This is a genomic window from Mesorhizobium sp. M0317 (assembly GCF_040321555.1).
Lineage (GTDB): Bacteria > Pseudomonadota > Alphaproteobacteria > Rhizobiales > Rhizobiaceae > Mesorhizobium.
In genome coordinates, this window is the sequence record NZ_JAMYRV010000024.1 from 76,166 (window position 1) to 95,823 (window position 19,658).

Annotated in this window: 23 protein-coding genes; 15 read left to right on the plus strand and 8 right to left on the minus strand. The window is 63.4% G+C overall.

The window, feature by feature from the left end; all coding sequences use genetic code 11:
• The first annotated feature begins 44 nt into the window (after positions 1–44).
• Positions 45–1,277 (plus strand): dual-specificity RNA methyltransferase RlmN, encoded by a 1,233-nt coding sequence (rlmN, locus tag NKI88_RS17975; RefSeq protein WP_352656405.1) that lies wholly within the window; start codon positions 45–47, stop codon positions 1,275–1,277.
• Complete coding sequence (locus tag NKI88_RS17980; RefSeq protein ID WP_023694539.1) at positions 1,274–1,741, plus strand: hypothetical protein; 468 nt, start codon at positions 1,274–1,276, stop codon at positions 1,739–1,741. Before rlmN ends, NKI88_RS17980 begins: the two co-directional genes overlap by 4 nt.
• Here NKI88_RS17980 and NKI88_RS17985 read toward each other — a convergent pair.
• Positions 1,713–2,354: a LysE family translocator gene (locus tag NKI88_RS17985; protein WP_352656407.1), complete on the minus strand. Its 642-nt coding sequence runs from the start codon at positions 2,352–2,354 to the stop codon at positions 1,713–1,715. The two genes, NKI88_RS17980 and NKI88_RS17985, sit on opposite strands and share 29 nt — an antisense overlap.
• Positions 2,355–2,542: 188 nt before the next feature.
• Between NKI88_RS17985 and NKI88_RS17990 the strand changes: the two genes are divergently transcribed.
• The 3 genes from NKI88_RS17990 to NKI88_RS18000 all read left to right on the plus strand — a co-directional run bounded on the left by NKI88_RS17990 (position 2,543) and on the right by NKI88_RS18000 (position 4,729).
• Positions 2,543–3,766 (plus strand): argininosuccinate synthase, encoded by a 1,224-nt coding sequence (locus NKI88_RS17990; RefSeq protein ID WP_352656428.1) that lies wholly within the window; start codon positions 2,543–2,545, stop codon positions 3,764–3,766.
• Between the two features lie 144 nt (positions 3,767–3,910).
• Complete coding sequence (locus tag NKI88_RS17995; protein ID WP_352460998.1) at positions 3,911–4,219, plus strand: hypothetical protein; 309 nt, start codon at positions 3,911–3,913, stop codon at positions 4,217–4,219.
• Between the two features lie 45 nt (positions 4,220–4,264).
• Entirely contained in the window at positions 4,265–4,729 is a 465-nt protein-coding gene (locus NKI88_RS18000; protein ID WP_352656409.1) for a hypothetical protein, read from the plus strand.
• Positions 4,730–4,829: 100 nt separating this feature from the next.
• Here the strand turns inward: NKI88_RS18000 and NKI88_RS18005 are convergent, their stop codons facing one another.
• Positions 4,830–5,627, minus strand: a complete 798-nt coding sequence (locus NKI88_RS18005; RefSeq protein ID WP_023671711.1) for a lytic murein transglycosylase — start codon at positions 5,625–5,627, stop codon at positions 4,830–4,832.
• 293 nt (positions 5,628–5,920) lie between these two features.
• Here NKI88_RS18005 and NKI88_RS18010 point away from each other — a divergent pair, with 293 nt between their 5' ends.
• The 7 genes from NKI88_RS18010 (at position 5,921) to NKI88_RS18040 (ending at position 12,527) form a co-directional block, all read left to right on the plus strand.
• Positions 5,921–7,018: a zinc-binding metallopeptidase family protein gene (locus NKI88_RS18010; protein WP_023730269.1), complete on the plus strand. Its 1,098-nt coding sequence runs from the start codon at positions 5,921–5,923 to the stop codon at positions 7,016–7,018.
• A gap of 62 nt (positions 7,019–7,080) precedes the next feature.
• Positions 7,081–7,680 (plus strand): DUF1236 domain-containing protein, encoded by a 600-nt coding sequence (locus NKI88_RS18015; protein WP_023671709.1) that lies wholly within the window; start codon positions 7,081–7,083, stop codon positions 7,678–7,680.
• Positions 7,681–7,828: 148 nt separating this feature from the next.
• Complete coding sequence (locus NKI88_RS18020; RefSeq protein WP_352656412.1) at positions 7,829–8,779, plus strand: CPBP family intramembrane glutamic endopeptidase; 951 nt, start codon at positions 7,829–7,831, stop codon at positions 8,777–8,779.
• A gap of 383 nt (positions 8,780–9,162) precedes the next feature.
• Positions 9,163–10,755 (plus strand): signal recognition particle protein, encoded by a 1,593-nt coding sequence (ffh, locus tag NKI88_RS18025; RefSeq protein ID WP_352656414.1) that lies wholly within the window; start codon positions 9,163–9,165, stop codon positions 10,753–10,755.
• Between the two features lie 7 nt (positions 10,756–10,762).
• Entirely contained in the window at positions 10,763–11,089 is a 327-nt protein-coding gene (locus NKI88_RS18030) for a chorismate mutase (RefSeq protein WP_352656416.1), read from the plus strand.
• Between the two features lie 104 nt (positions 11,090–11,193).
• Entirely contained in the window at positions 11,194–11,595 is a 402-nt protein-coding gene (rpsP, locus tag NKI88_RS18035; protein WP_023671705.1) for a 30S ribosomal protein S16, read from the plus strand.
• Positions 11,596–11,681: 86 nt separating this feature from the next.
• Positions 11,682–12,527, plus strand: a complete 846-nt coding sequence (locus NKI88_RS18040) for an acyl-CoA thioester hydrolase/BAAT C-terminal domain-containing protein (RefSeq protein ID WP_352656418.1) — start codon at positions 11,682–11,684, stop codon at positions 12,525–12,527.
• A gap of 87 nt (positions 12,528–12,614) precedes the next feature.
• Here the strand turns inward: NKI88_RS18040 and NKI88_RS18045 are convergent, their stop codons facing one another.
• From NKI88_RS18045 to NKI88_RS18055, 3 genes are all read right to left on the minus strand, one after another.
• Positions 12,615–12,878, minus strand: a complete 264-nt coding sequence (locus NKI88_RS18045) for a YMGG-like glycine zipper-containing protein (RefSeq protein WP_023687657.1) — start codon at positions 12,876–12,878, stop codon at positions 12,615–12,617.
• A gap of 153 nt (positions 12,879–13,031) precedes the next feature.
• Positions 13,032–13,559 (minus strand): SRPBCC family protein, encoded by a 528-nt coding sequence (locus tag NKI88_RS18050; RefSeq protein ID WP_023706768.1) that lies wholly within the window; start codon positions 13,557–13,559, stop codon positions 13,032–13,034.
• Between the two features lie 14 nt (positions 13,560–13,573).
• The gene (locus NKI88_RS18055; protein WP_023687655.1) at positions 13,574–13,984 is read right to left on the minus strand and encodes a DoxX family protein; all 411 of its coding nucleotides are present in this window, start codon (positions 13,982–13,984) and stop codon (positions 13,574–13,576) included.
• 357 nt (positions 13,985–14,341) lie between these two features.
• Between NKI88_RS18055 and NKI88_RS18060 the strand changes: the two genes are divergently transcribed.
• Positions 14,342–14,743, plus strand: a complete 402-nt coding sequence (locus tag NKI88_RS18060; protein ID WP_023694551.1) for an ACT domain-containing protein — start codon at positions 14,342–14,344, stop codon at positions 14,741–14,743.
• A 3-nt stretch (positions 14,744–14,746) separates the two neighbouring features.
• Here the strand turns inward: NKI88_RS18060 and NKI88_RS18065 are convergent, their stop codons facing one another.
• The 3 genes from NKI88_RS18065 to NKI88_RS18075 all read right to left on the minus strand — a co-directional run bounded on the left by NKI88_RS18065 (position 14,747) and on the right by NKI88_RS18075 (position 16,413).
• Positions 14,747–14,971, minus strand: a complete 225-nt coding sequence (locus tag NKI88_RS18065; RefSeq protein ID WP_352652303.1) for a GNAT family N-acetyltransferase — start codon at positions 14,969–14,971, stop codon at positions 14,747–14,749.
• Between the two features lie 11 nt (positions 14,972–14,982).
• Positions 14,983–15,198, minus strand: a complete 216-nt coding sequence (locus NKI88_RS18070) for a GNAT family N-acetyltransferase (RefSeq protein ID WP_023706770.1) — start codon at positions 15,196–15,198, stop codon at positions 14,983–14,985.
• A 180-nt stretch (positions 15,199–15,378) separates the two neighbouring features.
• On the minus strand, positions 15,379–16,413 hold the full coding sequence (locus tag NKI88_RS18075; RefSeq protein WP_023671698.1) for an aspartate-semialdehyde dehydrogenase: 1,035 nt from the start codon (positions 16,411–16,413) through the stop codon (positions 15,379–15,381).
• A gap of 424 nt (positions 16,414–16,837) precedes the next feature.
• Between NKI88_RS18075 and NKI88_RS18080 the strand changes: the two genes are divergently transcribed.
• Positions 16,838–18,679 (plus strand): DEAD/DEAH box helicase, encoded by a 1,842-nt coding sequence (locus NKI88_RS18080; protein ID WP_352656421.1) that lies wholly within the window; start codon positions 16,838–16,840, stop codon positions 18,677–18,679.
• 169 nt (positions 18,680–18,848) lie between these two features.
• The coding region (locus NKI88_RS18085) for a helix-turn-helix domain-containing protein (RefSeq protein ID WP_352656423.1) at positions 18,849–19,658 on the plus strand (810 nt) is incomplete at its 3' end.

The following is a 19,658-nucleotide window of genomic DNA, read 5'->3' on the forward strand; positions in this document are numbered from 1 at the left end:
CACGATGATGAAATCGGCCGCAATTCGCTTATATTGGCGCTGATATGACCCTTTCCTTCGATCTCACCAATGAGGGCGCACGCGACGCGTTGCGCACTCGCGCCACGCCCGAGAAGCCGTCGCTGATCGGCCTGACCCGGACCGAGCTCGGCGAGGCCCTCATCAGTGCCGGCATCGTGCCCGAGCGCCAGGCGAAAATGCGCGCCCAACAGCTCTGGCACTGGATGTATGTGCGCGGCGTCTCCGATTTTGCCGGCATGTTCAACATCTCCAAGGATCTGCGCGCCGAACTCGACAAGCATTTTACCGTCGCCCGGCCCGAAATCGTCGAGGAGCAGATTTCCTCCGACGGCACGCGCAAGTGGCTGTTCCGCTTTCCGCCGCGCGGTGCCGGCCGTCCGGTCGAGATCGAGACCGTCTACATTCCCGAAGAAGGCCGCGGCACGCTCTGCATCTCCTCGCAGGTCGGCTGCACGCTGACCTGTTCGTTCTGCCACACCGGCACACAGAAGCTGGTGCGCAATTTGACGGCGGAAGAGATCCTGGCGCAATTGCTCACCGCCCGCGACCGGCTGGGTGACTTCCCCGACCGCGACACACCCGACGGCGCCATCGTCCCGGCCGAGGGCCGCAAAGTTTCCAACGTCGTCATGATGGGCATGGGCGAGCCGCTCTACAATTTCGAGGCGGTGAAGAAGGCGCTGCTGATCGCCTCCGACGGTGATGGGCTTTCGCTGTCGAAGCGCCGCATCACGCTGTCGACCTCCGGCGTCGTGCCCGAGATCTTCCGCGCCGGCGAGGAGATCGGCGTCATGCTGGCGATCTCGCTGCACGCCACCAATGACGATCTGCGCGACCTGCTTGTGCCGATCAACAAGAAGTATCCGCTGAAGGAACTGATCGAGGCCTGCCGCGCCTACCCGGGCCTGTCCAACGCCAGGCGCATCACCTTCGAATATGTGATGCTGAAGGACGTCAACGATTCCATCGAGGACGCCAAGGGCCTGATCAAGCTGCTCAAGGGCATTCCGGCCAAGATCAATTTGATCCCGTTCAACCCGTGGCCGGGCACCAACTACCAGAGCTCGGACTGGGAGACGATCGAGAAGTTTGCCGACTACATCAACAATGCCGGCTATGCCTCGCCGATCCGCACGCCGCGCGGCCGCGACATCCTGGCCGCCTGCGGGCAGCTCAAATCCGAATCCGAACGCATGCGCAAGGTCGACCGCCTGGCGCTGGAAGCCATGATGATTGCGGGGCATGGCGAGGCGTGAGCCGCCTCTTCGCCTATATCCTCCGTTTCGCTGTCATCCTGTTCGGCTATGTCGTCGCCTCATTGGCGGCGAGCGCCTTTCTCAACGTGCTGTTCCTGGCTTCCGTCGGTTATATGCCGGACGATGCGCACCCAGCGGCGGCCGCGGCGCTGTATTTTTCGATCCCGTTCGTGGCGCTGTTTGTCGCCTATTTCGCTTTCATACCGGCGGTGGTCGCAATCCTGATCTCCGAGGTCCTCAGCCGCCGCGACTGGCTGTTCTATGCACTCGCGGGCGGCTTGGTGGCCGCGGCCTTCCTCGGCTTCGTCCACCAGAACGTGGATTTCGACGTCACCGAACCGCGCGCCATCGCCGCGGTGATCGGCTGCGGCATGGTCGGCGGCATCTTCTACTGGCTAAGCGCCGGCCGCTGGGCCGGAAGCTGGTGGCAGGCCGCTACTTCGCCTGAGCGGTCAGGATCTTGAGCGCGAAGGCCGAAAACACACCGGCAAAGAGATAGTCGACGACCCGCGTTACGCGCGGGCTGGCCTTCATCGCCGCCGAAAACCTTTCCGCGGCAAACACCATCGGCGCCGTCACAGGGATCGACAGCACGATGAACATGAGGCCGAGGGAGAACAGTTTTCCCGGCGCGTTCGGATCGTGAGCCGAGACGAACTGCGGCAGAAACGTCATGAAGAACAGGATGATCTTCGGGTTGAGCAAATTGACGCCGAGTCCGGCGGCCCAGCTGCGGAACAGCGAAATCTGCGGCCCGTTCTTCTTCTGCGGTGAAAACGCCGAGCCCTTGGTCATCGCCTGCCAGGCCAGGAACACCAGATAGGCGGCGCCGAAGATTTTCAGCACCAGGAAGGCCATCGGCGAGGCGACGATCAGCGCCGAGATGCCGACCGCCACCAAAGTTGTATGGATCAGCGTGCCGAACAGAGCACCCGCCAGCGAGGCAAAGCCGGCGGCGCGGCCCTGGCTCAGTGTTCGCGAGACGAACAGCGTCATATCCGGCCCCGGCGTGATCGCCAGGATCATGGTGGCGATGGCGAACTGGATCAGTATTGTGGTGTCGGGAATGAAGGACATCGGTGGCCCCTGGCGAATGATCGTCGGTCTATAACGCAGCCTCCCCGCTCACGCCAGCAACTGACTGGCGTCGCATCTGGTCCAGCGGCTGCGGCGGCCGGCGCCCGTTCATCCCTTGCGCTGGCCGGAAATGCCGTGATACCTCGCCCGCGAAACTCACGCGCGGAACCGCCAAAATGTCCCCAGCAATGCCCAAGACAAAAGACGTCAAGAAGGTCGTGCTCGCCTATTCCGGCGGTCTCGACACCTCCATCATCCTGAAATGGCTGCAGACCGAGCTCGGCGCCGAAGTCGTCACCTTCACCGCCGATCTCGGCCAGGGTGGCGAGCTGGAGCCGGCGCGCCAGAAGGCTGAGATGATGGGCATCAAGGATATCCGCGTCGTCGATGTGCGCGAGGAATTCGTCTCGGATTTCGTCTTCCCGATGTTTCGCGCCAACGCCGTCTATGAAGGCACCTACCTGCTCGGCACCTCGATCGCCCGCCCGTTGATTTCCAAGCACCTGGTCGAGATCGCCCAGGAGGTCGGCGCCGATGCCATTGCGCACGGCGCCACCGGCAAGGGCAACGACCAGGTGCGTTTCGAGCTGTCGGCCTATGCGCTGAATCCCGACATCAAGGTCATCGCGCCGTGGCGCGACTGGTCGTTCAAGTCGCGCACCGACCTGATCAACTTCGCCGAGCAGCACCAGATCCCGGTGGCCAAGGACAAGCGGGGGGAGGCGCCGTTCTCGGTCGACGCCAACCTTCTGCACTCCTCTTCCGAGGGCAAGGTGCTGGAAGACCCGTGGAACGAGCCGCCGGAATTCGTCCATCAGCGCACCGTCTCGCCAATGGACGCGCCGGACAAGGTCACCGAGATCGAGATCGAATTCTTGAAGGGCGACCCGATCGCGCTGAACGGCAAGAAACTGTCGCCGGCCGAGATGCTGACGGCGCTTAACGATCTTGGCCGCGACAATGGCATCGGCCGGCTCGATCTGGTCGAGAACCGCTTCGTCGGCATGAAATCGCGCGGCGTCTACGAGACCCCCGGCGGCGCCATCCTGATCGTCGCCCACCGAGCCATCGAATCGATCACGCTCGACCGCGGCGCCGGCCACCTCAAGGACGAGTTCATGCCGCGCTACGCCGAGCTGATCTACAACGGCTTCTGGTTCTCGCCCGAGCGGCTGATGCTGCAGGCGATGATCGACAAGAGCCAGGAAGACGTCGAAGGCACGGTGCGCCTGAAACTCTACAAGGGCAATGTCATGGTCACCGGCCGGAAGTCCAAGAAGACGCTCTATTCCGACGCGCTGGTCACCTTCGAGGATGACCGCGGCGCCTACGACCAGAAGGACGCCGCCGGCTTCATCCGCCTCAACGCGCTGCGGCTGAGAACGCTGGCCGCGCGCAACCGCAAGGGTTGAGCCCAACTACTATTCCAGGAAAACCCGGCGGAGATGCCTGGTTTTATTTGCGCCAACTATTGCAAAAGACGTACCCGCCTTTTAATGCTTGATATTTGCGCAGCCGTATCTAGCCTCTCATCATGATCGATGGGGGCATTTGACATGAAGCCGTGGTTTTTAGTGTTGCCTGCAATGGCCGCCATGCTTGCCGGTTGCCAAACCGGACAGGAGCAAGTGAGTGAGTATCCCAAGGCGGCGTACGAGCGCTGCATCAGCAAGGTGGCCATATCGAACATATCGGCCAAACACGAGATCGCCGCTTTCATGGGCGTTTCCCTGGAACGCATGCCGCCTTTGCTATGCCGGCGCCTTGTCGATGCCATGAAGAGCGGCCGGCTGACCTTCTCCGACATAAACCGCCTCCAGTTCGACCAGTCCACGGACATCTGGAAGGTCATCAAAGGCGATTGACAGCGGTCCGATCTAAATTACGTGCTGGACAGAGGAAGTTCGACAATGAAGACCAGTATTTTTCTCTTGCTTTCGGCCGCAATCGTCTTTGACGGATCGCAGGCCCTGGCAGCACCGCAGTTGCGCACCTGCAAAAGTTTTGACGGCCCCTTCCAGATTCCCGCGTCCCAGAAATGCCCGTTAAGCGGCTACGCGCATTCCGACCAACCGACCTCGGTGGACATTAAAGGCAGGCCAAAGGCTGCCACGCGCGCCAAGACGACACGGGCGTCCAACTTGCGTAGCTGCAATGGTTTTGACGGCCCCTTCCAGATTCCCGCGTCCCAGAAATGCCCGTTAAGCGGCTACGCGCACGCGGACCAACCGACAGGAGTGGACATTAAGGGCAGGTCAAGGGCGAAAGCCACCGCGCCGCGAACGTCCAAGTACCGCAACTGCAGCGGTGTCGATGGCGCCTTCCAGGTTCCCATCTCCCAAAAATGCCCGTTGAGCGGCTACGCGCATTATTGAGAGCAGTGTGCAGGAGTCGTTTCGAGCGATTGGATTCTGACGTTCTCATTAACAAAGAGCCCGGCACATGGCCGGGCTCTCCATCGAATAGAGGTTTCTATCAGCCGCCGTCGATCGCGTCGGCGATCTGGGCGATGGCCTGCTGGTAGACGCTGGCGGAATTCCAGCCGGCGATGGCCCCCATATTCGCACTCGCGCTCGCACCCGCCCGCCAGCCATGAGCCTTGAGAAAGTTGGCCGTCGAAGCCAAGGCCGTCGCCTTGTCGCGCAGATTTCCGTTGCCGACGCCATACTTCAGGACATTGCCGGGCAGGAACTGCGTATGGCCGATCTCGCCATGCGCAGCGCCGACCGACGAGGCGCTCAGCGCGCCGCGATCGACCAGCTTCAGCGCCGCAATGGCATGCGGGTAAAAGAAGCCCGGGCGACGGCAATCATAGGCAAGCGTCAGAATGGCGGAGACCGTGTTCTGGTTGCCCAGGGAGGCTCCGAAGCCGGTTTCCATGCCCCAGATGGCCAGCAACACGCCCGGCGACACCCCGTAATTGCTCTCGATCCTGTCGAACATCGCTGCATTCGACTTCTTCAGCGCACGGCCCCTGGAAATGATCGCAGCTCCGCCACGACGCTTCATGAAGGCGTCCACCGAACCGCTGAACGCCTTGTGGATGGCGCGGTCGACGGAGATTGTCTTTGTCGCGTAGCTGGCACCGGCCAGAGCAGCCAGACCCTTCCCGCCGACACCTTCGGACCTGGCCTGCGCGGCAAAGTCCTGCTTCCACGCCTCGAAGCCCGCGCCGGTCTTGCCGCAGCTGGCCGCCGCCTGCGCGCCCGTCGCCAGCGCAAGTACCGCGACCACCGCGGCAGCAATAATCTTTCCCTTGGCAAGCAATGCCATGCTTTTTCTCCTGATTGCCTGAATCACGTCCCGGTTGCGAACTTGCCAGCGAAACGCGCCATTGTCACCGTACCCCCGGCGCTACCCTGGCCAATGCAGCGGAATTTGCTTACGATCAAGTGCTTATTGTGGCCGAAACGCCCGGTGCCGGGCAGGCGAATTCGCTGCTCGGGTAAAAAGAGGTGACGGGGGCATGGAACGGCGGCCCGTGGCGGGCGTTTGGGCGAGGCGCCGCTCCGCATCATATTCCTCCTCTGACGCCATACGCCAACGCCTGACGCATCGAGATCGACATGAAACTGTTCGACTGCCCGCATTGCGGCCACCGCCTCTACTTCGAGAATGCGCAGTGCCTGAATTGCGGGAGTCTCGTGCTTTACGATCCCGAGCATGCGCGCTTTGCCTTGTCTGACGTCGACGGCATCTTCCACTGCACCAATGCGGATGAATGCGCCTGCAACTGGATGGCCGAACCGGGTCATACCTACTGCCGCGCCTGCGTGCTGAACCAGCTGATCCCCGACCTCTCCGTCGACGGCAACCGCCGCCGCTGGATTCGCGTCGAGGCGGCCAAGAAGCGCGCCGTCTATTCGCTGCTCGCCTTCGGCCTTCCGGTCGCGCCCAAGCACAAGCACGGCGACGAAATCGGCCTCGCCTTCGACTTCATTGCCGATCCGATCGGCGGCGGTCCCGGCGGCGAACGCATCCTTACCGGCCACGACAACGGCCTGATCACGCTCAACGTCGCCGAGGCGGACTCGGCCGAGCGCGAGCGGCGTCGCGTCGAGATGGGCGAAAATTACCGCACGCTGCTCGGTCATTTCCGTCATGAGCTTGGCCATTACTACTGGGACCGGCTGATCCGCGACGAGCCGCAACGGCTCGATGCCTTCCGGGCGCTGTTCGGCGACGAACGCCCCGACTACGAGCAGGCGCTGAAGGCCTATTACGCCAATGGCGCTGCGCCCGACTGGCAGCAGAACCACATCTCCGCCTATGCGACGTCGCATCCATGGGAAGACTGGGCCGAGACCTGGGCGCACCATCTCCACATCACCGACACGCTGGAGATGGTGCACGCGCTGAATTTTCCACTCGGCCAGCTTGAGACGATGGAGACCAATGTGCTGCCGCAAGGCGACACCGGCGGCCGGTTGCAGGCGGCGCCCGCAGAACCTGACGCCGTGCCCGAGCCGTTCGAAAAGATTCTCGCCCGCTGGCTGGTACTCTCGGAAGCCTCCAACTCGATCAACCGCTGCATGGGCCTGCCCGACCTTTATCCCTTCGTCATTTCGGACGTGACGGCGCAGAAACTCAGCTTCGTGCATGAGCTTTTGACCGGTTTGCCGAAAGAAACCGGAACAAATCGTGAGCTGGCGTCGGTATTTTAGCCGGAACGCATGCGTTCTGGTTTCGTTTGGTGTCGCGAGGGACCATGAAAGGGAGAGAAACCATGAGACGCATATTGTTTCCGGCCGTCGCCGGGGCGCTTGTCGCGATGTCGGGTGCGGCACTCGCCGATACCGCCGTCTCGGCCGTCACCGATCTTAATGTGCGCGCCGGCCCCGGCCCGCAATATCCTGTGATCGGCGTGCTCGCCGCCGGCCAGTCGGCGACGCTCAATGGCTGCATCGAAAACAGCAAATGGTGCACCATTGCCGAAGCCGGAGGCCAGGGCTGGGTCTATTCCGACTATGTCACGGCCGATTTCGGCGGCAACCGGGTCGTTCTGACACGCCGCCCCGCCAACGCCGCCATCACCGTGGTTACACCGCCGCAGGATGATTATCCCGATACCTATACCGGTGCGATTCTGTCCGACGACGGCCCCGTCGACGCCATCGACAGGCCACCGGCGGAAGTCGGCACCTATGTCAGCACGCACCGGCTCGATCCGGTCTATCTCGAGGGCGAGGTGGTAACCGGTGCTACCTTGCCCGACACGGTCGAACTGCGCGAAATCCCCGACTACCGCTACCGCTACGTCTATGTGAATGGTCAGCAGGCGCTGGTCGACCCGCAGACACGGCGCATCATGTACGTCGTGCGCTGATTTTGCCTGGAAAGAATGACAAGTGAACTAGTGCCGCCCTCCTGCCGAGGCTGAGGGCGGCACAAGGGCTCGCTGAACAGCAGCAATTGCGCGAAAGCCGACGATCCCATAGATCATGCGACCCGATGCGTTCGGCAGAGGAACTCGCGTGATATCAGATCCAACCGCCTTCGAGCGCTATCGCAACACGGCCACCGATAAGACGAACCTGCCGCGGCTGATAATCGGAACGGCGGTCGTCGTCCTGTTCTGGGTGGCGATCACCCTGGTTGTGGTGCTTGGCGGCACCTATGTCGCCATCATCTGGCATGTATTGCCGGGCGATCCGCGCGGGCCGCTTCAGGGTTTTCTGGCCTCGCCCATCGGCATACTCACCGCACTCACCTCGTTTGCCGGCATCTGGCTCGGCCTCTGGCTTGCCATGCGTTTCGTCCATGGCGAGCCGCTCTCGGCGCTTTTCGGCGCCAGCCGCCGCGTGTCCTTGTCGGGCTTCGTCAAGGGCCTGATCGCGGTGCTGATCACATCGGCGCTTTCCGAACTCCTGCTCTATTGGCTACAGCCCGAAATCGCCCGCGGCACGATCAACCTGTCGACCTGGCTGCTGTTCCTGCTCCCGATCGTGGCGCTTACCCTGCTGCAGACCTCGTCCGAGGAGATGCTGTTTCGCGGCTATCTGCTGCGCGGCCTGGCCAAGCGCTTCGAGAGCCCTTACGTGTGGGCGCTACTGCCCGCTTTGCTGTTCACCTCCTTGCATTGGAGCCCGGGCTCGACCCCTGCCATCAACGCCTGCGTGCTGGCCTCGATCGCCGCCTTCGCCTTGCTGTTGACGCTGGTGGTTTATGTCACCGGCAATCTCGGCGCCGCCTTCGGCGCCCATCTCGGCAACAATCTCACCGGCTTCCTGCTGATCTCGCATCAGGAGAACTACAATTCCTTTGCCCTGTTCAACGCCAAGCCGCTGGAAGGTCCGGACTGGACGACGACGGATGCCGTCATCATCGCCGCCATCGGTATCGTCTGCACCTTGCTGACGATCCTGCTGCTTCTGCACCCGCGCTCGCCGCTGAAGGTTACGGCCGACCCTCGGGGTGCAGGGTGAACTAAACAGGGACCGATCCAGAGACCGGGAGGCCGCCCTTGTCTTGACTCTTCGGCCGATTTCCTGTCTACAGCCCCGAAATCCGCGACGAGTATCCCTCTGAGCAAGCCGACCAGGACGCCAAAACCTTTTGAGGTGGGTGCTGTAAACAGATCCTGGAGGCCAACACCCGGCAGCGCTGAGCGCCCCCGGGTGCCTTTTGGTTTTGAGCTTTGCTTGGATGAGCGGCGCGAACGCACTACCTCTCGGGCACCATCGGGGTGCCTGAGAAAAAGGAAACGGAATGTTTGAATCGCTGCAGGAGCGCACAAGAGGCGTGGAGGGCCATCGGCCCGACAGGGATCACCATGAATCCGAGGCGCTCTCGCGCGGCGGGTTGACCAATGTTTGAATCACTTCAGGAGCGCCTTGGCTCCATCCTGAACGGCCTGACCGGCCGCGGCGCGCTGTCGGAGGCTGATGTCTCGGCGGCGTTGCGCGAGGTGCGCCGTGCGCTGCTCGAAGCCGACGTTGCGCTGGAAGTGGTGCGTTCCTTCACCGACAAGGTGCGCGAGAAGGCCGTCGGCGCGGCTGTCGTAAAGTCGATCAAGCCCGGGCAGATGGTCGTCAAGATCGTCCATGACGAGCTGGTCGACATGCTCGGCGCCGAGGGCGTCGCCATCGACCTCAATGCGCCGGCGCCGGTCGTCATCATGATGGTCGGCCTGCAGGGCTCCGGCAAGACGACGACCTCGGCCAAGATCGCCAAGCGCCTGACCGAGCGCCAGAACAAGAAGGTTCTGATGGCCTCGCTCGACACGCGGCGGCCCGCGGCACAAGAGCAGCTGCGCCAGCTCGGCGAGCAGGTCAAAGTCGCGACGCTGCCTGTCATTGCGGGCCAGAACCCGGTCGACATCGCCAGGCGCGCCGTCCAGGCAGCCAAGCTCGGCGGTCACGACGTCGTCATCCTCGACACCGCCGGCCGCACCCATATCGACGAGCCGCTGATGGTGGAGATGGCCGACATCAAGAAGGTGTCGAGCCCGCACGAAATCCTGCTGGTCGCGGATTCGCTGACCGGCCAGGATGCCGTCAACCTCGCCAAAAGCTTCGACGAGCGCGTCGGCATCACCGGTCTGGTGCTGACCCGCATGGACGGCGACGGCCGTGGCGGTGCCGCGCTTTCGATGCGCGCCGTCACCGGCAAGCCGATCAAGCTGATCGGCACCGGCGAAAAGATGGACGGGCTGGAGGAATTCCACCCAAAGCGCATCGCCGACCGCATCCTCGGCATGGGCGACATCGTCTCGCTGGTCGAAAAGGCCGCCGAAAACATCGACGCCGAGCAGGCGGCGGCGATGGCCAAAAAGATGCAGTCGGGCAAGTTCGACCTGAACGACCTTGCCGGCCAGCTTCAGCAGATGTCGAAAATGGGCGGCATGGGCGGCATCATGGGCATGATGCCCGGCATGGGCAAAATGAAGGACCAGATGGCGGCCGCCGGCCTCGACGACAAGATGTTCGGCCGCCAGCTCGCCATCATCTCGTCGATGACCAAGGCCGAGCGCGCCAATCCGGACATGCTGAAACATTCGCGCAAGAAGCGCATCGCCGCCGGCTCCGGCACCGATGCGGCCGAGATCAACAAGCTCTTGAAGATGCATCGCGGCATGGCCGACATGATGAAGGCGATGGGCGGCAAGGGCAAAGGCGGCGGCTTGATGCGCGGCATGATGGGCGGCCTTGCCTCCAAGATGGGCCTCGGCGGCATGATGCCTGGCGGCATGGGCGGCCCCGGGGGCATGATGGGCGGCATGCCCGACCTCTCCAAGATGGATCCCAAGCAGCTCGAAGCCTTGCAGAAGCAGATGCCCGGCCTTGGCGGCATGAAGGGCCTGCCCACCCCGAGCGGCGGTGGCCTGCCCGGTCTGCCCGGCGGCATGAAGCTTCCCGGCCTTGGCGGCGGTGGTCTGCCCGGTCTCGGAAAGAAGAAGTGAGGACGCTATGAACGAAGAAAAAGACATGGCCGACGCACGCACCATCCTGGCCGGCTATCGCGCCTCGATCGACAACATCGACGCCGCCCTCATCCATATGCTCGCCGAGCGCTTCCGCTGCACCAAGGCGGTCGGCGTGCTCAAGGCCGAGCATGGCCTGCCGCCCGCCGACCCGGCGCGCGAGCAGGAGCAGATCACCCGCCTTCGCCAGCTGGCGAAGGACGCTCATCTCGACCCCGATTTCGCGGAAAAATTCCTCAACTTCGTCGTCCGCGAAGTGATCCGCCATCACGAGCAGATCGCCGCGTCCAACGGCGCAAGCAGAACCGGCTAACAAAGTGCATGTCGCCCAAAAGTGCGCAGCGGTTTTGGGACAACGACCTGCACCAGACAAAGCCATTAACCCAACACTGAAATCAGAAATTTAGGAGAAATGAAATGCCCTTGAAGATCAGACTGGCCCGTGCGGGCTCGAAGAAGCGCCCTTACTACCACGTCGTCATTGCTGACGCCCGTTCGCCGCGCGACGGCCGGTTCATCGAGTCGATCGGCTCGTGGAACCCGCTGCTGCCCAAGGACGGCGAGCGCGTCAAGGTCGACGCCGACCGCGTCAAGCATTGGCTGTCGCACGGCGCTCAGCCGACCGACCGCGTGCTGCGCTTCCTCGATGAGGCCGGCCTCCTCAAGCGCGAAGCCCGCTCCAACCCGAAGAAGGCCGAGCCCGGCAAGAAGGCGCAGGAACGCGCCTCTCTGCTGAAGAAGGCCCAGGAAGACGCTGCCGCCGCCGTTGCCGCCGCTGCTGCAGCCCCGGCCGAAGCGGAAGCCGCCACCGCCGAATAAGCATCGCGTCATCGCATCGACAAAACGGCGGGCCTGTGCCCGCCGTTTTGCTATGTGCGGCGATGTCATATGCGTTCGAACGAAAGATGACTGAGCGGACCGTCACGGAAGAGACCCTTTTCGGCGGCGTAGCCGGAACGCTGTTGCGATGCGCCGGCGCCACGACAGGCGTCGTCGTGCTCAGCGGATCGAGCGGCCGCATCGACGTCACCCGCGCCCGGCTCTTTGCCAAGGAAGGAGCATCCGCTCTCGCGCTGCAATGGTTTGGCGGCGAAGGTCAGGTGCCCGGCATTTGCGAGATCCCGCTCGAAACGTTTTTCGCGGCGACCGGCTATCTTGTCCAGATGGGATGCCGGCGCATCGTCTATGTCGGGACCTCGAAAGGCGCCGAGGCCTCCCTGCTTGCGGCGGCTCACGGTCCACGCATCGGCGTCGTGGTTGCGATCAGCCCGACATCGGTGGTCTGGGGCAATATCGGGCCGGGCCGCGACGGCGTCAGCTGGCCGGAACGATCGTCGTGGACGATCGAGGGGATTCCTTTGCCGTTTGTCCCAAGCAATCCCGCTTGGAACGCCGAGTATGTCGATGGTCTGGTGTCCTACCGGCGGCTCTTCCTGCATGCCTTGCAAACCTTCGAGGACGCAGCGGCCAAGGCTGCCATTCCCGCCGAAGCTATTTCAGCGGACATTGTTCTGGTTGCGGGCGGCGACGACGCGCTATGGCCATCGCTGGATTTTGCCCAGTCGATCGTTCGGCGTCGCCAGGACACCGCAATGACCACCTGCCTCGTCTCAGTGCCCGACGCCGGCCACCGCATTCTGCTGCCGGGCGAAATCACGCCGCGCTCGAGGCTGCGTGCCCATGGCGGCAATGACGACGCCGACACGCGCCTGGGCCGCCTGGCTTGGGAGCATATCCGGGGATTGCTGTAGCGCAGGCAGCCATGGTCCAGCTGCCTTAGGCAACAGCGAAACCGGCGATCTATAGCCGCCGGTTTCCGATGTTGGACCTGGCTGTGTTCAATAACCGTCGGGGCAGCTGGCGATGTAGGTGCGCCCGTTGCGGCCGCGGTAGCGACATTGACCGCTTTCGCTGGCACGGCCGATCAGCGCGCCGGCCACGGCGCCGACGGCGCCGCCGACGACGGCGCCCTGAACCGGATCATTTGCCACAGCTGCGCCAACCGCCGCGCCGCCGAGGCCGCCGACCGCGGCACCCTTTTCGGTTTGCGAGCACGCACCCAGTGCGGTCGCCAGTACCAGAATGATCATCGCTCTTTTCATTATCGTTCCTCTCTCACGCGGATCGCCGTCCTCGCCGCCACGGCTCTAACTCCCAGACGGCTGATTTGATCCCGATGACGTGAGAGATCGCGGTGTCCGCGCCGGTCACATTCGTGCCGACCGCCGCCGAGCTTGTTGAAAATCCAGGCTTTTCTACCTTTCGGCTGCCTTTTTCAGATTGGCGAGGCCAGCCTCGAAATCCTTGCCGATCAGCGTATCGAAACTCATGAACAGGCCCATCAGCTTGGCAATGAAGGGCCGGCTGCCGCGCATTGCCCAGGTGACTGCGGTGGTGTCGCCCGAGGGCTTCAGGGTGAAGTCGACGCTGTTGCTGGCCCGGAACGGCTTCTCGAAGTCGAGCTTCAGCGACACCAGCGAGGATGGCACGGAATTGACGATCTCCATGCGTCCCTTGCCGGCCTTGGCATTGCCTTCCCAGGCGTAGGCGGCGCCCTTGCCGGCATCAGCGCCCGACAGCGTGCGCTTCATCAGCGGGTCGAGCTTTTCGTAGGGTGACCATTCCGGCCACTGCTTGAAATTGTTGATCAGCGGAAAGATCGCTTCCGGCGCGGCCTTGATGCTGGCGGTGCGGGCGGTGACGAAATCATTCGACCTCGTCGCCGCATAGATGAGCACGGCGGCGATGATGACGACCAGGAGGATGAGAATGGTGCTGAGCATGTTTTTCTCCTCGCTTAACGGCTGAACGGGATCAGGGCGCGCACGCTTGGGTCGCGCAGATAGAGACCGCCCCACAGGATGATGCCGAGATAGACGCTAAACAGCGTGTGCGAAAACAACGGGCTGCCGACGCGCATATTTGTGGCGATGGCGCCGCCGAGATAGCCGGTGAGCAGGATGGCGCCGAGCACCGAGGTGCGGGGCAGCGCATAGAGCGCGGTCGAGATCAGCCCGATAATGCCGAGCGTGCGCGCGACATTGACATCGGCCGGCCAGCCGAGCGGCACCATGGTCTGGGTGACGACATCGAGCGGCGGCAGCTTGATGACGCCGTCGAAGATCATGAACAGGATGATGAGGCCGCTGAGCACGCGGCCGGTCCACAGGGCGCCCGATGAGACGGGCATGGTTTGAGAAATACTCACGGGTGTTCCCTCCTAAGCGGTTCGAGCCGTTTGCTGGCTTCGGACCAAGGACGAGCGATGGGGCGGCGATCCTACAGGGTGCGGATTCTTTTTGGGTAGCAGCAAGCAAAAGCCGCTGCGTGGCGATCCTTCACACCCCCCTCTGGCCTGCCGGCCATCTCCCCCGCAAGGGGGGAGATTACACGCTCGACCGCTTCGGCAATGTTCCATGAATGAGCGGAGCATCGAAACCGCCGATCTCCCTCGTTGCGGGGGAGATGCCCGGCAGGGCAGAGGGGGGTGCTGTCCCTCGACCTTGACGGACTATCGACATCCACCAGTCACGGCTATTGATAGGGCTGGGCGAGAGACGAGCGAATGGCCGGCGAGACTGATCTGAAAAAGCTGCTGGCGGCGATGACGCCGGAACTGCTTCCCGGCGTCCATGTCTTCGCCACCCTGGTCCCCGGTGCACCGGTTCCCGAGACGCTCAATCCGGTGATGCTGTTTCGCGAGAAGGAGGGCACGACGCTGATCTTGCCCGAAGACCAGGCCGCCGGGCTGCAGTCCGCCTTCCGCTGCCGCATGATCACCCTGAACGTCCACTCCTCGCTGGAAGCCGTCGGCTTCCTCGCCGCCATCACCGCCCGGCTGGCCGCCGCCGGCATGGGCGTCAATCCGGTCTCTGCTTTCTATCATGACCATCTGTTCGTGCCCGCTGAGCGGGCCGAGGAAGCGATGGAGTTATTGCGCCAACTGGCCAAGGATAACGCCGGCTGAATATCAAGCTCGACGCACGTAGAGAATATCCGGCAGGCCTTCTTCGTTGGTGGTGCCCGCGCCGAACGCCTCGGGGCGAAAGCCATGGCGCTCGTAGAAGCGACGCGCGCCGGTGTTGGCCTGGAAGCAATGCAGTTTAACGATCCGTAGCGCGGCGGTCGCTTGCACCAGCAGCCGGCTGCCGATGCCTTGCCCCATCCAGGCGGGGTCGAGATAGAGCTGTTCCACCCAATCGCCGCTCAGGGCAATGAAGCCGACAATGCCGTGCCGGCCTCGGCGACCGTCACCTGCTGCCGGGACAGCACGATCTCGCGGATGAAGGCAAGATCCTCATCCGGCGTGTGGATGACCGGCATCCAGGAGAACGAGCCAAGTGCGGCCCGCATGACAATGGCGATGGTCGCGGCATCCAAAGCCGTGGCGGGGCGCAGCACGATTTTGGTGGGATCGTTCAAAGGCGTTTCTCAACAAAGGTCAGCGCTGCCCTCATCCCCCTGCCGGGACCTTCTCCCCGTGAACGGGGAGAAGGAAGGCTTCGGCCGAAGGCCGAGCCCGCGACTGCGGGCCGCCGGCTTTCCGGCGCCCCCGCGGAGGGCCCGCCGCGGCAGCGGCGATACGGCCCGTGAGCGAATAAACTATGCCGCCTTCTTCTTCGGCTGGATCAGGCCGCGCTCGACCAGCAGCTCGGCGATCTGCACCGCGTTCAGCGCCGCGCCCTTGCGCAGATTGTCGGAGACAATCCACATCGACAGGCCGTTGTCGATGGTCGAATCCTCGCGGATGCGCGAGATGAAGGTGGCGTCCTCGCCGGCCGATTCCAGCGGCGTGATGTAGCCGCCATCCTCGCGCTTGTCCAAGACTTGGCAGCCCGGCGCTTCGCGCAGGATGTCGCGCGCCTCGTCGGCGGTGATCGGCTTTTCGAACTCGATGTTGACGGCTTCGGAATGGCCGATGAACACCGGCACGCGCACACAGGTCGCCGTCAGCTTGATCTTGGGGTCGAGCATCTTCTTGGTCTCGGCGACCATCTTCCACTCTTCCTTGGTCGAGCCGTCGTCGAGGAAGACGTCGATATGCGGAATGACGTTGAAGGCGATGCGCTTGGTGAACTTCTTGACCTCGACGCCATCGGCGACGAACACCGCGCGGGTCTGTGTAAAGAGTTCGTCCATGCCCTCCTTGCCGGCGCCGGATACCGATTGATAGGTGGCGACGACGACGCGCTTGATGGTGGCGACATCGTGCAGCGGCTTCAGCGCCACGACCAGCTGCGCCGTCGAGCAGTTCGGATTGGCGATGATGTTCTTGCGGGTGAACAGCGAGATCGCATCCGGGTTCACTTCCGGCACGATCAGCGGCACGTCCTGGTCGTAGCGGAAGGCCGACGAGTTATCGATGACGACGCAGCCCTGCTTGCCGATCTTCGGCGACCACTCCTTCGAGACGTTGCCGCCGGCCGACATGATGCAGATGTCGGTGTCGGAAAAATCATACTGGTCGAGCGTCTTGACCTTCAGCGAACGGTCGCCGAACGACACTTCGGTGCCCTGGCTGCGCCGCGAGGCCAGCGCCACGACTTCGCTTACCGGAAAGCCGCGCTCTTCCAGTATGTTGAGCATTTCGCGACCCACATTGCCCGTGGCGCCGACTACCGCAACCTTGAAACTCATCAGAAATCTCCTGTCCCTCTCCGCTTGGTTTTTGGAGAAAACCCGCCGGCCAATGCGGGTTTCGTCCCCCGGGCCGGACCCGGGAGAGGGTGGTTAGGCCAAGGGAATCACACCGTTTTGGTGGTGGTTTTGGCCATAGTTTTGCTGGAACGGTAAGACGCGCCAACGCGCCCGGCCCCATGATTGTGGCCGGGGAAGTCGAATGCAAGAAGAGCCATCAGAAGGCCGCGCATCGAAAATGATCCCGTTCGATGCCGGCTTTTACGCGGTTTGCGTCAGGAGTCAATTGCGGCAAGGCACTCGCTTGCCCTGTACAATAGCGGCCGCAAGAAGTACGAACGCCCAAATAGTGTTTGGCTGGCGTGGCGCCAGCCCCGGCATATGCTGCATGATGAGCCCATGCCCCGAATTCCGAAAGAGTGAGATGTCCAATTTCGAACGTATCGTTCCTGCGCTGGCAGAGGCGCTGGAAAAACGCGGCTATACCGAGCTGACGCCAGTGCAGAAGGCCGTGCTGGAGCTCGGCGAGTCCGACGCTCTGGTGTCGGCGCAGACCGGCTCAGGCAAGACCGTCGCCTTCGGCCTCGCTTTGGCGCCGACCCTTCTTGGAAGCGCCGAACGTTTTGACCAGGCTGGCGCACCGCTGGCGCTGGCCGTAGCGCCGACGCGCGAGCTCGCTTTGCAGGTGATGCGCGAATTGCAATGGCTCTACGCGCCGACCGGCGCCACCGTCGCGTCCTGCGTCGGCGGCATGGACATGCGCTCCGAACGGCGCGTGCTGGAGCGCGGCGCCCACATCGTCGTCGGCACGCCCGGCCGCCTGCGCGACCACATCACCCGCAACTCCCTCGACATGTCGGCGCTGAAAGCCGTGGTGCTGGACGAGGCCGACGAGATGCTCGACCTCGGCTTTCGCGAGGACCTCGAATTCATCCTCGATGCCGCACCGGCTCAGCGCCGCACGCTGATGTTTTCGGCCACCGTGCCGCGCTCGATCGCCACGCTGGCGCAAGGCTATCAGCGCGACGCCGTACGCATCTCGGCCGGCGGCGAGGAAAAGCAGCATCTCGATATCGAATACCGGGCGCTGAATGTCGCCTATCCCGACCGCGAGAACGCCATCATCAACGTGCTGCGCTTTTACGAGGCGAAGAACGCGCTGGTGTTCTGCAACACCCGCGCCGCCGTCAATCATCTGACGGCACGCTTCAACAACCGCAATTTTTCCGTCGTCGCACTGTCGGGCGAGCTCAGCCAGAACGAACGCACCCACGCGCTGCAGGCGATGCGCGACGGACGCGCCAAAGTCTGCATCGCCACGGATGTCGCCGCGCGCGGCATCGACCTGCCCAATCTCGAACTGGTCATCCATGCCGATCTGCCGACCAATCCCGAAACGCTGCTGCATCGCAGCGGCCGTACCGGCCGCGCCGGCCGCAAGGGTGTCAGCGCGCTGATCGTGCCCAACGGCGCCCGCAAGCGCACCGAGCGCCTGCTGCAGAATGCAGGGCTGAAGGCGACATGGGCGAGCCCGCCCTCGGCCGACGACGTCATCAAGCGCGACGACGAGCGCATCCTTGCCGATCCAGCCTTCGACGAGCCGGTGGCCGAGGACGAGCGCGGCTTCATCGACGCGCTTCTGGCCAGGCATGGCGCCGAACAGATTGCGGCCGCCTTCGTGCGCCAATGCCGCGCCAGCCGCTCGGCGCCCGAGGAGCTTACGGATGTCGCACCGTTCACGCCTTCGCGTGACAAACCGGCGGGCGAAAAATTCGAGCGCCGCGATGAAGCGCCAGGCCGGCGCGACGATTTCGGCGACAGTGTCTGGTTCTCGCTGTCGATCGGGCGCAAGCAGAATGCCGAGCCGCGCTGGCTGATCCCGATGCTGTGCCGCACCGGCAACATCTCCAAGCGCGAGATCGGCTCCATCAAGATGCAACAGGATGAGACCTACGTGCAGATCGCGGCCGACTGGGCCGATCGCTTCCTCGCCGCCATCGGCCCCGACAAGAAGCTGCAGGGCAACATCGTGGTGAAGCGCCTGGACGGCACGCCCGACCTGTCGCGGGCCGGCTACCAGGCGCCGAAGCCGGACAAGAAGCCGCATCGCGGCAAGCGACCGTTCGAGGCGCCGCAAAGCGCACACAAGCCGAAATTCGAGAAGCGGGAACGGCCCCCCGGCGATGCAAAGCCTTGGGCCGGGAAACCGAAATTCGACAAGGCTGGACCGCCGAAGAACAAGAAACCGAAGAAGCGGCCGGTTTGAGGCTCTTATCGGCCAATTACAGATGCAGGCGCTGCCCCTCATTGCCCTGCCTGGCATTTCTCCCCGTATAGTGACGGAGAAAGGGCTGACCTGTCCGAACCGGATAGATAGGTAACAGAATGGACCGATAGCATGGGTGACAGTTTTCTTGTCCGCCGGAGGACGGGCGATGGTTTGGCGAGAGACTGGCATCATGGACGAGCGGCTACGGTTTGTTGTGGAGTGTCTTTCTGGGGATGAGACGATGGTTGCGCTTTGTGCGGCCTACGGGATCTCACGCAAGAACGGCTACAAATGGCTAGGACGCTATCGGACGTTTGGGCCTGAGGGTTTGCACGACCTGCCGCGAGCACCGCTCAATCATGGCCGTGCGACAGCTCAGGATCTGGTTGAGCGGATTGTGGCGGCCAAGGAGCTGCATCCGCTTTGGGGTCCAAAGAAGATCGTGGCACGGCTCAGGCGCACGGCTCCCGAGTTCATGTGGCCTTCAGCCTCGACGGTCGGCGCGATCCTTGCGCGGCATGGGCTTGTCCGCGCCCGCAAGCGACCCCGCCTGCGGGCCTGCGGCAATGGACCCTGGCCACAGCCGCAAGAACCGAACGCGGTGTGGACTGGCGATCACAAGGGCTGGTTCCGGACCCGCGACGGCTGGCGTTGCGAACCCTTGACGGTGATGGATGCGTCGAGCCGCTATCTTCTGGCGCTCGAAGCGACGGGGTCGACGGCCGATAGCGAAGCCTGGCCGGTGTTCGAACGGCTGTTTGAAGAGCATGGCCTGCCGGATCGCTTCAGAAGCGACAATGGCCCGCCCTTCGCATCGGCCGGCGTCACCGGGCTGACGCCGCTTGTCGTGCGCTTCATCAAGCTCGGCATCACCTTGGAGCGGATCGCACCCGGCAGGCCACAGCAGAACGGACGTCACGAGCGCTTTCACCTGACCATGCTGCCGATGGCCGAGGCACCGGAAGCCGACCGAACG

What these genes read in the sequence shown, in the direction of transcription:
- NKI88_RS18080 (WP_352656421.1), top strand. Translation starts at nt 16,838, where the DNA reads ATGTCCAATTTCGAACGTATCGTTCCTGCGCTGGCAGAGGCGCTGGAA.
- NKI88_RS18030 (WP_352656416.1), top strand. Translation starts at nt 10,763, where the DNA reads ATGAACGAAGAAAAAGACATGGCCGACGCACGCACCATCCTGGCCGGC.
- NKI88_RS17995 (WP_352460998.1), top strand. Translation starts at nt 3,911, where the DNA reads ATGAAGCCGTGGTTTTTAGTGTTGCCTGCAATGGCCGCCATGCTTGCC.
- NKI88_RS18000 (WP_352656409.1), top strand. Translation starts at nt 4,265, where the DNA reads ATGAAGACCAGTATTTTTCTCTTGCTTTCGGCCGCAATCGTCTTTGAC.
- ffh (WP_352656414.1), top strand. Translation starts at nt 9,163, where the DNA reads ATGTTTGAATCACTTCAGGAGCGCCTTGGCTCCATCCTGAACGGCCTG.
- NKI88_RS18040 (WP_352656418.1), top strand. Translation starts at nt 11,682, where the DNA reads ATGACTGAGCGGACCGTCACGGAAGAGACCCTTTTCGGCGGCGTAGCC.
- NKI88_RS18015 (WP_023671709.1), top strand. Translation starts at nt 7,081, where the DNA reads ATGAGACGCATATTGTTTCCGGCCGTCGCCGGGGCGCTTGTCGCGATG.
- NKI88_RS18010 (WP_023730269.1), top strand. Translation starts at nt 5,921, where the DNA reads ATGAAACTGTTCGACTGCCCGCATTGCGGCCACCGCCTCTACTTCGAG.
- NKI88_RS17985 (WP_352656407.1), bottom strand. Translation starts at nt 2,354, where the DNA reads ATGTCCTTCATTCCCGACACCACAATACTGATCCAGTTCGCCATCGCC.
- NKI88_RS18050 (WP_023706768.1), bottom strand. Translation starts at nt 13,559, where the DNA reads ATGCTCAGCACCATTCTCATCCTCCTGGTCGTCATCATCGCCGCCGTG.
- rpsP (WP_023671705.1), top strand. Translation starts at nt 11,194, where the DNA reads ATGCCCTTGAAGATCAGACTGGCCCGTGCGGGCTCGAAGAAGCGCCCT.
- NKI88_RS17990 (WP_352656428.1), top strand. Translation starts at nt 2,543, where the DNA reads ATGCCCAAGACAAAAGACGTCAAGAAGGTCGTGCTCGCCTATTCCGGC.
- rlmN (WP_352656405.1), top strand. Translation starts at nt 45, where the DNA reads ATGACCCTTTCCTTCGATCTCACCAATGAGGGCGCACGCGACGCGTTG.
- NKI88_RS18045 (WP_023687657.1), bottom strand. Translation starts at nt 12,878, where the DNA reads ATGAAAAGAGCGATGATCATTCTGGTACTGGCGACCGCACTGGGTGCG.
- NKI88_RS18075 (WP_023671698.1), bottom strand. Translation starts at nt 16,413, where the DNA reads ATGAGTTTCAAGGTTGCGGTAGTCGGCGCCACGGGCAATGTGGGTCGC.
- NKI88_RS18005 (WP_023671711.1), bottom strand. Translation starts at nt 5,627, where the DNA reads ATGGCATTGCTTGCCAAGGGAAAGATTATTGCTGCCGCGGTGGTCGCG.
- NKI88_RS18060 (WP_023694551.1), top strand. Translation starts at nt 14,342, where the DNA reads ATGGCCGGCGAGACTGATCTGAAAAAGCTGCTGGCGGCGATGACGCCG.